The sequence below is a fragment of the Terrabacter sp. R4-6 genome (assembly GCF_057529065.1).
On sequence record NZ_CP197224.1, the window covers coordinates 4,006,798 to 4,019,447 of the forward strand.

Annotated in this window: 9 protein-coding genes; 5 read left to right on the forward strand and 4 right to left on the reverse strand. The window is 71.1% G+C overall.

The window, feature by feature from the left end:
* Positions 1–4: 4 nt before the first annotated feature.
* The 3 genes from glgX to treZ are packed head-to-tail and all read left to right on the forward strand — an operon-like array spanning position 5 to position 6,422.
* Positions 5–2,176, forward strand: a complete 2,172-nt coding sequence (gene glgX, locus ACSSS0_RS18610; protein WP_435986509.1) for a glycogen debranching protein GlgX — start codon at positions 5–7, stop codon at positions 2,174–2,176.
* Entirely contained in the window at positions 2,173–4,602 is a 2,430-nt protein-coding gene (gene treY, locus ACSSS0_RS18615) for a malto-oligosyltrehalose synthase (RefSeq protein WP_487229166.1), read from the forward strand. Before glgX ends, treY begins: the two co-directional genes overlap by 4 nt.
* Positions 4,599–6,422 carry a malto-oligosyltrehalose trehalohydrolase gene (gene treZ / locus ACSSS0_RS18620; RefSeq protein ID WP_487229167.1) on the forward strand — a complete coding sequence of 608 codons (1,824 nt, stop codon included), beginning with the start codon at positions 4,599–4,601 and terminating at the stop codon, positions 6,420–6,422. The genes treY and treZ overlap by 4 nt, the downstream gene beginning before the upstream one ends.
* Before the next feature lie 381 nt (positions 6,423–6,803).
* Here treZ and ACSSS0_RS18625 read toward each other — a convergent pair whose 3' ends face one another.
* Both ACSSS0_RS18625 and ACSSS0_RS18630 read right to left on the reverse strand, forming a co-directional pair.
* Positions 6,804–7,772: an acyl-CoA thioesterase gene (locus tag ACSSS0_RS18625; protein ID WP_435986506.1), complete on the reverse strand. Its 969-nt coding sequence runs from the start codon at positions 7,770–7,772 to the stop codon at positions 6,804–6,806.
* A 52-nt stretch (positions 7,773–7,824) separates the two neighbouring features.
* The gene (locus ACSSS0_RS18630) at positions 7,825–9,966 is read right to left on the reverse strand and encodes a RecQ family ATP-dependent DNA helicase (RefSeq protein WP_487229168.1); all 2,142 of its coding nucleotides are present in this window, start codon (positions 9,964–9,966) and stop codon (positions 7,825–7,827) included.
* 124 nt (positions 9,967–10,090) lie between these two features.
* Between ACSSS0_RS18630 and ACSSS0_RS18635 the strand changes: the two genes are divergently transcribed.
* On the forward strand, positions 10,091–10,576 hold the full coding sequence (locus ACSSS0_RS18635) for an acyl-CoA thioesterase (protein ID WP_487229169.1): 486 nt from the start codon (positions 10,091–10,093) through the stop codon (positions 10,574–10,576).
* A complete protein-coding gene (locus ACSSS0_RS18640; protein WP_487229170.1) occupies positions 10,573–11,211 on the forward strand; it encodes a DUF8185 domain-containing protein in 639 nt (212 codons plus the stop codon). Before ACSSS0_RS18635 ends, ACSSS0_RS18640 begins: the two co-directional genes overlap by 4 nt.
* A 69-nt stretch (positions 11,212–11,280) precedes the next feature.
* Here ACSSS0_RS18640 and ACSSS0_RS18645 read toward each other — a convergent pair whose 3' ends face one another.
* Together ACSSS0_RS18645 and ACSSS0_RS18650 are read right to left on the reverse strand one after the other, a co-directional pair.
* A complete protein-coding gene (locus ACSSS0_RS18645) occupies positions 11,281–12,072 on the reverse strand; it encodes a glycerophosphodiester phosphodiesterase family protein (protein ID WP_487229171.1) in 792 nt (263 codons plus the stop codon).
* Between the two features lie 71 nt (positions 12,073–12,143).
* Entirely contained in the window at positions 12,144–12,632 is a 489-nt protein-coding gene (locus tag ACSSS0_RS18650) for a DUF2247 family protein (RefSeq protein ID WP_487229172.1), read from the reverse strand.
* Between the last annotated feature and the right edge of the window lie 18 nt (positions 12,633–12,650).

The window sequence follows — 12,650 nt, forward strand, 5'->3', positions numbered from 1 at the left end:
GTCCATGGAGATCTGGCCGGGCAAGCCCTACCCACTCGGAGCGACGTACGACGGCTCGGGGGTCAACTTCGCCGTCTTCTCCGAGGTCGCCGAACGCGTCGAGCTCTGCCTGCTCGACGACGACCTCAACGAGACGCGCCTCGACCTGCCCGAGACGGACGGCTTCGTCTGGCACGGCTACGTGCCCTACGTGCAGCCCGGGCAGCGCTACGGCTTCCGCGTGCACGGGCCCTACGACCCCGCGAACGGTCACCGCTGCAACCCGAGCAAGTTCCTGCTCGACCCGTACGCCAAGGCCATCGAGGGCCAGGCCGAGAACGACCAGTCGCTCTACTCGTACACCTTCGGCGACGCCAAGGCCGCGACGACGACGAAGATCAACACCGACGACAACGTGCGCCACACGATGCACTCCATCGTCATCAACCCGTTCTTCGACTGGGGCGACGACCGCCCGCCGCGCCACGAGTACCACGAGACCATCATCTACGAGGCCCACGTCAAGGGCCTGACGATGCTCCACCCGGAGATCCCCGAGGAGATCCGCGGCACCTATGCCGGCATCTCGCACCCGGCGATGATCAAGCACCTGAGCGACCTCGGCATCACTGCCATCGAGCTCATGCCCGTGCACCAGTTCGTCCAGGACGCGCCGCTCGTCGACCGCGGCCTGTCCAACTACTGGGGCTACAACACCATCGGCTTCCTCGCCCCGCACAACGAGTACGCCGCCGGTGGCCAGCGCGGGCAGCAGGTGCTCGAGTTCAAGGCCATGGTCAAGGCGCTGCACGCGGCGAACATCGAGGTCATCCTCGACGTCGTCTACAACCACACGGCCGAGGGCAACCACATGGGCCCGACGCTGGCGTTCCGCGGGCTCGACAACAACAGCTACTACCGCCTCGTCAGCGACGATCTCAGCCACTACTACGACACGACCGGCACCGGCAACAGCCTCCTCATGCGCAGCCCGCACGTCCTGCAGCTCATCATGGACTCGCTGCGCTACTGGGTCACCGAGATGCACGTCGACGGCTTCCGCTTCGACCTCGCCGCGACCCTGGCCCGCCAGTTCCACGAGGTCGACAAGCTGTCGGCCTTCTTCGACCTCATCCAGCAGGACCCGGTCGTCAGCCAGGTCAAGCTCATCGCCGAGCCGTGGGACGTCGGCGAGGGCGGCTACCAGGTCGGCAACTTCCCGCCGCTGTGGACCGAGTGGAACGGCAAGTTCCGCGACACGGTGCGCGACTTCTGGCGCGGCGAGGGCGGCGCGCTCGGCGAGTTCGCTTCTCGTTTCACGGGATCCAGCGACCTCTACGAGCACTCGGGCCGCAAGCCGATCGCCTCGATCAACTTCGTCACGGCCCACGACGGTTTCACCCTGCGCGACCTCGTGTCCTACAACGAGAAGCACAACGAGGCCAACGGCGAGGGCAACAACGACGGCGAGAGCCACAACCGGTCGTGGAACTGCGGCGTCGAGGGGCCGACGAACGACCCCGAGATCCGCGACCTGCGCCTGCGCCAGCAACGCAACTTCCTCACGACGCTGCTCTTCTCCCAGGGCGTGCCGATGCTGCTGCACGGTGACGAGCTCGGCCGCACCCAGGGCGGCAACAACAACGGCTACTGCCAGGACAACGACATCTCGTGGATCCAGTGGGTCCTCGACGAGGACGACCAGAAGCTCCTCGTCTTCACGCAGTCGCTCGTCAAGCTGCGCCGCGAGCACCCGGTGTTCCGTCGCCGCCGGTTCTTCGCCGGCAACGCCGACCACGGCGGCGAGAGCGAGCTCGGTGACATCGCCTGGTTCACGCCCGAGGCGCAGCACATGGACGAGGAGGCCTGGAGCAACGGCCTCGCCAAGTCGCTCATGATCTTCCTCAACGGCTCGGCCATCCCCGAGCCGGACCCGCGCGGCCAGCAGATCCTCGACGACTCGTTCCTCGTGATGTTCAACGCCCACGACGAGCCGCTGACCTTCACCCTGCCCGACGAGGAGTACGGCGCGGAGTGGATCCCGGTCATCGACACGGCACTGCACGAGGTCGAGGCCAACCACCTCGACGCGACGTGGCAGATCCAGGTCCAGCCGCGCAGCATCGTCGTGCTGAGGTGCCCGCGCGAGATCGTCTCGCCGATCATCCCGGGCGTCACGGAGGAGGCCACCGCGTGAGGTATGCCAGCGCACCCGTCTCGACCCACCGGCTCCAGCTCGAACCGGACTTCACGCTCGACGACGCGGTCGCGCAGGTGAGGCACCTCGCGGCACTGGGGATCACGCATCTCTACCTGTCGCCGGTGCTGCAGGCCACGGCGGGCTCCAAGCACGGCTACGACGTCACCGACCACACGACGGTGGCCGAGGGGCTCGGCGGCGACGCCGCCTTCGAGCGGCTCGTCGAGGCGGCGCACGCGGCCGGACTCGGCGTCGTCGTCGACGTCGTGCCCAACCACATGACGACGCCGACGCCGCTCTCGCTCAACCGCCCGCTGTGGTCGGTGCTCCGCGAGGGCCGGCAGTCGGCATACGCCACGTGGTTCGACGTCGACTGGGACGCCCAGGACGGCCGCATCCTCATGCCGGTGCTCGGGGCCTCGCTCGACGAGGCGGTTGCGGCCGGGGAGATCTCCATCGCGGAGCACGAGGGCGAACCGGTCGTGCAGTACTACGACCACGTCTTCCCCCTCGCGCCCGGCACGGACCCGAGGCTGCCGATCGGTGAGCTGCTGGACGCGCAGCACTACCGCCTGGCGTCGTGGACCGTCGGCGACTCCGAGCTCAACTACCGCCGCTTCTTCGACGTCACCTCGCTCATCGCCGTGCGGGTCGAGGAGCCCGAGGTCTTCGACGCGACCCATGCACTGCTCGTCGACGGGATCCGCTCGGGTGCCATCGACGGCCTGCGGATCGACCACCCCGACGGCCTCGCCGACCCCGAGGGCTACCTCGAGCGGCTCGGTGCTGCCACGGGCGACGCCTGGGTCGTCGTCGAGAAGATCCTCGAGGGGGAGGAGCCGCTGCCGCACGCGTGGCGCACCGCCGGCACGACCGGCTACGACGCCCTGCTGCGCATGAGCGGGCTCTTCGTCGACCCCGCCGGGGCGGCCCCGCTCGACGACCTCTCGACCGAGCTGCTCGGCGAGCGGCAGGACCTTGGGGCCATCGTCACCGAGTCGAAGCGATGGGTCGTGCAGGTCATGCTCGCCACCGAGGTGAGCCGGCTCATGAGGCTCGTCGCCCGCGCGCGCCCGGACCTCGAGGAGGCCGCCGCGCGGGAGGTGCTCGAGGCGATGCTCGTCGGGATGGACCGCTACCGCGTCTACGTCCGGCCGGGAGTCCCCGCTGCGAGCGAGGACGCGGCCGAGCTCCGGTCGGCCGCCGCACGTGGTGCGAGGAGCGCCTCAGGTGCCCTGGACGACGCGGTGGTCCAGGGCCTCGTCGGGCTCGCCCTCGGCGAGGGAGACGTCCGGGACGACGCGGCGCGCGACGAGTTCGTCGTGCGCTTCCAGCAGACGTGCGGTCCGGCCATGGCCAAGGCGATCGAGGACACGGCCTACTACCGCTACGTCCGGCTCGTCGGGCTCAACGAGGTCGGCGGCGACCCGACGCAGGTGGGCCTTCCGACCGCGGAGTTCCACTCGTTCGCGCAGGACCTGCTCGCGCAGTGGCCGCAGTCGATGACGACGCTCTCGACCCACGACACCAAGCGTGCCGAGGACGTGCGGGCGCGGCTCTTCGTGCTCGCCGAGCGGCCCGAGGCGTGGGCGACCTGGGTGCGGGCGGCTCGAGAGATCGCTGCACCGGTGCGGGCCGCCGAGCTCGACGCGCTGACCGAGTACTTCCTCTGGCAGACCGTCGTCGGCGCCTGGCCGATCAGCGAGGAGCGGCTGCAGGGCTACGCGCTCAAGGCGATTCGCGAGTCGAAGCTGCACACGCGGTGGACCGACCCGAACGAGGCCTACGAGGCCGCGGTCGAGCGGTTCGTCTCGGGCGTCGTCACGACACCCGAGATCGTGGCGCACGTCGAGGCCTGGGTCGGCTCGACGGAGCGCGAGACACGCGCCAACGTGCTGGGCCAGAAGCTCGTCCAGCTGACGATGCCGGGCGTGCCCGACGTCTACCAGGGCACCGACCTCGTCGACCTGTCGCTCGTCGACCCCGACAACCGGCGGCTCGTCGACTACGACGACCGTCGCGACCGGTTGGCGCGTCTCGACGGCGGCGGCTCCCCGGCGGACCTCGACGACGAGAAGCTCCTCGTCACGACAGCCGCCCTGCGCACGCGTCGTGAATGGCCCGAGTGCTTCACCGGTGAGGACGCGACGTATGTCCCTGTCGTGACCGGCTCCGAGCACGTCGTCGCCTTCGGGCGGGGCACGGGCGAGGACGTGGAGGTCGTGACCGTCGTGACGCGTCTCGCCGGTCGGCTCGCCGACAGCGGGGGTTTCGGGGACGCAGCCCTCGACCTGCCCGAGGGACCATGGTCCGACGTCGTCTCCGCGCGCACCTTCGACGGGGGACCCACGCCGTTGGCCGACCTCGTCGGCGACGGCGCCCTGCCCGTCGCGCTGCTCGTGCGGGTACGGGACGAGTCATGACCTCCGACATGCTCAGCGTCTGGGCCCCATCAGCGTCCAGGGTCGACGTCGTCGTCGCCCGTGTCGACGGGTCCGGCGCGGAGCCGACCTCGGCGGCGCAACGGCACGCCATGACGGCCGGCGACGACGGGTGGTGGACGTGGGCGCGTCCGGACGACGTCACCCTGGACTACGCGTTCAGCATCGACGGCGGCGACCCGCGGCCCGACCCGCGCAGCGCCTGGCTGCCGCACGGCGTCCACGCCGCGAGCCGCACCTTCGACGCGGCGGCGCACCGTTGGGGAGACGGTGAGTGGCGTGGCACCCGTGACGGCCGTGGCGTCCTCGGCGGCGTCCTCTACGAGCTGCACATCGGGACGTTCACGCCGGAGGGCACCTTCGACGCAGCCATCGCCCACCTCGGGCACCTCGTCGACCTCGGCGTCGACGTCGTCGAGGTCATGCCCGTCGCCGCCTTCGGCGGTACGCACGGCTGGGGCTACGACGGGGTCGCGCCGTATGCCGTGCAGCAGGCCTACGGCGGACCGGCCGCCTTCCAGCGCTTCGTCGACGCGTGCCACGGTCGTGGCCTCGGCGTGTGCCTCGACGTCGTCTACAACCACCTCGGTCCCACCGGCAACTACCTCGCCGAGTTCGGGCCCTACTTCACCGATACCCACACGACGCCCTGGGGCCCGGCCGTCAACCTCGACGCCGACGGCAGCCACGAGGTGCGGCGCTGGGTCGTCGACAACGCCCTCCGGTGGTTCCGCGACTTCCACGTCGACGCCCTCCGGCTCGATGCCGTGCACGAGCTGCGCGACGCGTCGGAGCCGCACATCCTCGCGCAGCTCTCCGACGAGACCGCTTCTCTCGCAACAGAGCTCGGGCGACCGCTCGACCTCATCGCCGAGAGCGACCTCAACGACGCCATCATGGTGACGCCCACCGTCGAGGGCGGTCGCGGCATGACGGCCCAGTGGGACGACGACATCCACCACGCGCTCCACGTCGCCCTCACCGGGGAGACGCAGGGGTACTACGCCGACTTCGCCGGCAGCAACGAGGCGTGGCCCGAGGGCGGCTCGATCTCGGTGCTCGCCAAGACGCTCACCGACGCGTTCCTCCACGACGGGCGCCTCTCCACCTTCCGCGGCGAGGTCTGGGGCGCACGGGTCGACCCGGAGGTGCGTTCAGGGCACGAGTTCCTCGCCTACCTCCAGACCCATGACCAGGTCGGCAACCGTGCCACGGGCGACCGCATCAGCGACCAGGTCTCGCCCGGTCAGCAGGCGATCGGTGCCGCCCTCTACCTGCTCTCCCCGTTCACGGCGATGGTCTTCATGGGAGAGGAGTGGCGAGCGAGCACCCCATTCGCCTTCTTCACCTCCTTCGAGGAGGAGTGGCTGGCCGAGGCCGTGCGTACGGGCCGGCGTGCCGAGTTCGCCGCTCACGGGTGGAACGAGGCCGACGTCCCCGACCCGCAGGACCCGGCCACCCGGGCGCACAGCGTTCTCGACTGGAGCGAGCCGAACGCTCCGGGACACAACGAGATGCTCCACTTCTACCGCGAGCTCATCAAGGTGCGGCGCACGCAGCCCGACGTCGCCTCCGGCGACCTGCGCGGCACGTCGGTGACCTACGACGAGGACGCCCGGTGGCTCATCATGTCGCGCGGGTCCGTCCACGTCGTCGCCAACCTCGCCGGGCGCGCCGGCGTCGTCCCGTTCGCGGGCGAGGTCGAGCACGTGCTCGCGTCGTGGGGCCGATCGCCGATCGTCGACTCCCACGGGGTCAGGCTGGACGGCCACGACGTCGCGGTCCTGCGCACAGCCGTCTGACCTCACCCCCACTCGAGTGGCCGTGACGTCACAGTGGTCCCACCACGCTCCCCGCTCGAGTGGCCGCGACGTCACAGTGGCCCCACCACGCTCGCCGCTCGAGTGGCCGCGACGTCACAGTGGTCCCATGCCTACCTGGTGCACGTGGGGCCACGAGGCCACTCGACTGTGAGGGCTCGCTCGAGCCGGCGAGCGGGCGGGCGAGCGGGCGAGCAGCGAGGGGGAATGGCCCGCCCAAGGCGAAGGAGTGCGGCGGCGTGCGCGTCTGCGAGGCGATGTGCTGAACGGGCGGGCTGCCCGTCCTCCGGGGCGGAGCCGACCTCGTGTGTCAGGACTCCTTGACGCGGACCATGCCCTCCGGGGCGGAGCCGACCTCGTGTGTCAGGACTCCTTGACGCGGACCATGCCCTCCTGGGCCGTCGTGGCGACGAGGGTGCCGTCCTGGCTGAAGATCTCGCCGATGGACAGGCCACGGCCGCTCACGGCCGACGGCGACTGCTGGGCGTAGAGCAGCCACTCGTCGAGGCGCACGTCGCGGTGGAACCACATGGAGTGGTCGAGGCTCGCGACCCGCAGGCGACGGTCGGTCCAGACGAGGCCGTGCCGGCGCAGCACCGGCTCGAGCAGCGAGTAGTCGCTGGAGTAGGCGAGGACGGCGGCGTGCAGCAGCGGGTCGTCGGGGAGCCGGTCGATGGCCCGCATCCACACGTGGTTCGTCGCGACCTGTTCGGGCCCGGCGTCGAGGAACATGTTGCTCTCGACGGGTCGCAGCTCGATCGGGCGCGACTCGGAGATGTGCCGGGCGCCGGGGTGGTCGACCCCGCGGAAGGCGTCGGCGAGGGACGTGAGCCCGTCGGGTCCGGCGACCTGGGGCATCGCGTTCTGGTGGTCGAGACCCCCGGCACGCTCCTGGAACGAGCAGACCATCGACATGATCGGCGCGCCCTTCTGGACGGCGTGGACCCGGCGCGTCGAGAACGAGTTGCCGTCACGCATCTCCTCGACGGCGAAGCGGATCGGCAGGGTGTCGTCGCCCGGACGCATGAAGTAGCCGTGGAGCGAGTGGATCGGTCGTGCACCGTCGCCGTCGTTGAGGTCGCGCACGGTGATGCCGGCGGCCATGACGCACTGGGCGAGGACTTGGCCACCGAAGACGCGCCCGTGGGGCATCTTCTGGCTGCGACCCTCGAAGACGCGGGCGGACGACGCGCCGATCGACTCGGCGGCGTCACGTCCCTGGACGTCGGTGACGGCGATCTGCGCGGTGCCGACGTCGCGGAGGGTCAGCACCTCGATGAGGTCCTCGAGCGGGGGCAGCGGGCGCGGTTCGGCGGGGGCGTCGGCACTCACAGGTCGACCCTAGTGGCCCCGGGCGAGTGCTCGCTGCGACCCCCGACCCGCGTCACGCCTCCATCGCCAAGGCCATCGGCAGGACGGCCGGCGCGCCGGCCTCGCGCAGGAGCCCGGCACAGACGGTGAGCGTCCACCGTGAGTCGCTGACGTCGTCGAGGAGCAGCACCGGACCCGGGACGCCGCTCAGCGAGGCCGCGAGCTCGGAGCCGACGGCGAGCCGACCCCACACGTTGGCGAGCCGGAAGGCGCTGTTGCCGCCGGGCTCGCCGACCGGCCCGCCCTCGACGAGGTCGAGCGCCCCGAGGTAGGGGAGACGTCCGAGCTGTCCGAGGCCGGTGGCGAGCGACTCGACAAGCATCGGGCGCCGACGCGACGGCACGGAGACGATGGCGGTTGGCCGCTCCTGCCAGCCCCACCCGGCGAGCACGTCGACGCAGGCGCGGACGACCTCGGCCGGGACCTCCCGGTCCTCACCGCGGAGCAGCTCGCGGAGCCGCTGGCCCCACCCGAGGTCGCTGAGGCGGGCGACGGCTCGCCCCTCCTGCATCGACACCGAGGGTGCGATCCTGCCCTTGAGGGGGACTCCCAGGCGGTCCATGCCCGACGGCCACTGCGCACGCGACTCGAGCACGACGCCGGGGCGCTCGAGGCGCGACCGGGCGGTGTTGACGGCGGCTTCGGGGATCGTCGTGTCGAACCAGGGCTGGGTGCACCGGTCACAGCGACCACAAGGCTCGGCCGAGTCGTCGTCGAGAGTCTCCTGCAGGAAGGCCATGCGGCAGCGGTCGGTGCGTTCGTAGTCGACCATGAGCTGCTGCTCGCGCTCACGGGCCTCGGAGACGCGGCCGTAGCGTTCGGCGTCATAGGTCCACGGCTGTCCGGTGGCGGTCCATCCTCCGGGCACGCGGTGGACGGCGCCGTCGACGTCGAGGACCTTGAGCAGCAGCTCGAGGCGCGTGCGGCGCACGTCGACGATGGACTCGAGGGCCACCGTGGACAGCGCCTTGGGGGACTCGGACAGTGCGCGGATGACGGCGTCGGCCTGGTCCTGCCTGGGCATGGACGCGGAGGCGAAGTAGCGCCAGATGTCCTTGTCCTCCGGCCCGGGCATGAGCAGGACGTCGGCGCGCTCCGTGGCTCGGCCGGCTCGACCGACCTGCTGGTAGTAGGCGACCGGCGACGAGGGGGCCCCGAGGTGCAGGACGAAGCCGAGGTCGGGCTTGTCGAAGCCCATGCCGAGGGCCGAGGTGGCGACGAGGGCCTTGACCTCGTTGTCGCGCAGGGCCTCCTCGAGCCGGATCCGCTCGGAGGGCTCGGTGCGTCCGGTGTAGGCGGCGACCTGGTGTCCCGCCTCGCGCAGCGCGACCGCGACGTCCTCCGCGGCGGCGACCGTCAGGGCGTAGACGATGCCCGACCCCTGCAGCTCACCGAGGTGCGCGATGAGCCAGGCGAGGCGCTGCTCGGGTGCCGCGAGGGGCAGCACGCCGAGCCGAAGGGACGCCCGGGCGAGCGGGCCGCGCAGCGTCAGGACGTCACGCCCGCCGGCGCCGAGCTGCTCGACGACGTCGGTGACGACCCGAGCGTTGGCGGTGGCCGTCGTCGCGAGGACGGGAGTGCGCTCGGGCAGCGTCGTCAGCAGGTCGCGGATGCGCCGGTAGTCCGGGCGGAAGTCGTGACCCCAGTCGCTGATGCAGTGGGCCTCGTCGACGACGAGGAGACCGCACGACTCCGCGAGCGCAGGGAGCTGCTCGTCGCGGAACCGGGGGTTGTTGAGGCGTTCGGGGCTGACGAGCAGCACGTCGACCTCGCCACGCGCGAGCGCGCCGGACACGGCGCCCCACTCGTCGGCGTTCGTCGAGTTGAGGGTGACGGCCTTGATGCCGGCTCGCTCGGCGGCCGCGATCTGGTCGCGCATCAGGGCGAGGAGCGGGCTCACGATGACGGTCGGCCCGGCACCCTCGGCTCGACGCAGCGCGGTGGACACGAAGTAGACCGCGGACTTGCCCCACCCCGTGCGCTGCACGACGAGCACGCGCCGTCGTCCGGCGACGAGCTCGTTGACCGCCTCGAGCTGACCGTCGCGGAAGTCGACGTCGTCGCGGCCGACGAGGCGCCGGAGCGCGGTCGTCGCGCGCTCGCGCAGGTCGGGGTCGACGTCGGCAACGGGGGGAGCGGCGGGGGGTGACGTCATGGCACCCAACCTACGGGGCGCCAGCGACCGGGCCGACCGGCATACCCCGTGGCTGTGGACCGACGGCCGGTCCACGGGGGGGATGTGGACGAGGCCGCGCCCGCGCGGCTGGAAGGATGGGGGCATGACGGAGACGGAACCGCAGACCACGCCGTATGCCGCGCACGTGTCGCTGCGCTGGTCCGACATGGACGCGTACGCGCACATCAACAACGTGCAGTTCCTGCGCCTGCTCGAGGACGCGCGCGTCATCGCGTTCCGCGACTGGTTCGACGGCGGGGGAGCGGGAGACAAGACGATGCTCGACGAGGGCGTGCTCGTGTCGCGCCACGAGATCGAGTACCGCCGCCCCCTCGGCTTCCGGCACGCACCGGTCGAGATCCAGATGTGGGTCTCGCGGGTCGGGGGTGCGGGCTTCGACGTCGCCTACATCGTCACCGACCCCGACGACGTCGGTGAGGGCGAGCGGCCCGTCTACGCCGTCGCCGAGACCGAGCTCGCCCTCTACGACTTCGCGAGCGAGTCGCCGAGGCGCATGCGACCCGACGAGCGTGCATCGGTGCAGTCCCACGTCGGTGCCCCCGCACCCTTCCGGAGGCGACGTCGATGACGGGCACGCCGCAGATCGACTTCGGCGACCAGCGAGGGCTCGCCGACCTCGGCACCTACCTCGCGCGCGCGGGCCGCGCCAACCCCGACGGCGCCGTGCGCCTCCAGGTGCTCGGCACCCTCCTCGTCACCACGGTCGCGGTCATCGAGGGCACCGGTCTCATGGGGGACGGCACGGTGCTCGGCATGCGCGTCGTGACGATCGCGCCGTCCGACGCGGTCGACACCACCGTGTCGTTCGCGTCGGTCAGCGACCGACTCGCCCGCGACGGTGCGGGTGCGGTCCTCAGCGTCCCGCCGACGACCGTCCGCGCGCCATGGAGCGGGCTCACCCCTCCACGGGACGGATGGGAGCCAGTCGGTCAGCTCGACGGTGAGGTCATCGACTCCATTGCGCGCCAAGGCATCTCGCAGGTCGCAGAGGGCACTCCAGAGAATGCCGGGGGTCACGCGGTCGACGCTCTCCGGCGGCGCACCTGGGGCACGATGAGCGACACCGTGCCGCCCATCGCGGCAGGACTCGCGTTCGGCGCGCACGTGCTCGGCTTCACGGCGCCGGGCGAGCCGGCGTCGATCGCGGCCCACGGCCGCTGGACGCGTCTCAGCACGTCGCGGGGGCACGTCCTCGTCCGCTGACCCGATGGCGTATGCCGTCCGCTGCGGCTGACGTCTCCGCCAGGTCGCGCCGTGGTGCAGGACCGGCGCTCAGGCGCGACCGGTCCAGGCGCCGCGCTCGACGAGGACCTCCTTGAGCACGTCGATGCGGTCGCTGACGAGCCCGTCGACACCGAGGTCGAGCAGGCGCCGCATCTCGTCGGCGTCGTCGATGGTCCAGACGTGGACCTGCTTGCCGAAGCGGTGGGCCGTGTCGACGAGGCGCCGGGTCACGACCGGCACCGAACGCCCTCGCAGCGGGACCGACGGCGGCACCTGGAAGACGTCCGCCGGGGTGCGGAAGACCGCGGTGAGCGCGCCGGGCCCGAAGCGCGCCAGGGCGGTGCCGACCTGAGCCGCAGCGGTCGCGACGGTGCCCCGCGACAGACGGCGGAAGTGCGAGATGTTGCGCTGGGAGAAGGAGCCGACGCAGACCTGGTCGTGCAGGCCGCGCTCCTCGATGATGCGCCAGAGCGGCTCGGCCGTGCCGGGCGCCTTGAGGTCGATGTTGAGGTTGACCTCCGGCCACGCGTCGAGCACGTCGGTGAGCAGCGGCACATGGCCACCGTCGCCGACCTCCGCATGTGAGACCTCCGACCAGGGCAGGTCGCGGATGCGTCCGCGGGCGTTGCTGACCCGGTCGAGCCTCGTGTCGTGGAATGCGACGAGCTCCCCGTCACGGGTGACGTGGACGTCGGTCTCGAGGTGGGTGTAGCCGAGGTCGACGGCGTTGCTGAAGGCGGTCATGGTGTTCTCGAGGCCGACGTTCGGCGCATAGAGCGACCCGCCTCGGTGGGCGAGTGCCACGGGCGTGTGTGCGAGGTAGGCCCGCGTCGTCACCATGTCTCCGAGGCTATCCGCCTGTGTGGTGGTCACGTCGGACCACCACGTCCGTCTGCCTCGTGCGCGACGGGTCAGTCACTCCTGCCGCGCTCGCGGAACTCGATGTCACGAGCCTCAAGGTAGGAAACCCAGCGCGCCTCGATCCCCTCGGGTCCCGGAGCCTGCCCCTCTGGCGCGGGGAGGAAGGGAACGAAGTTCTCGATCTCCTCGGGATAGTCGAAGTCGGCGTAGATTCGCTCGATCTCGGACATCGGATTGCCGGAGGCGTTGCGTCCTTCGAAGGCGAGGAGCAGCACGAGGTAGAGCCAGATCCTGCTGGCCTCGGTGCCGTCGACCGCATGTCGTTCCTCGACGTCGGAGATCAATGGCTCCACGCGGTCGAGCTCGTCGGCGAGCAGCAGACTGAGCGCGTCGAGGGCGGGATCGGGCGAGCCTCCGTCGGAGATCGACCGCTCGGCGAGGTGGACGACGGCGGCCTCGTCCACGAACCGCAGGCGAAAGCCACGAGCCAGCTCAGCGGGCGTCAGCTCGACGTGCTCTGCGACGAAGTCGGCCGCCATCGGTGTCCGGATTTCGTG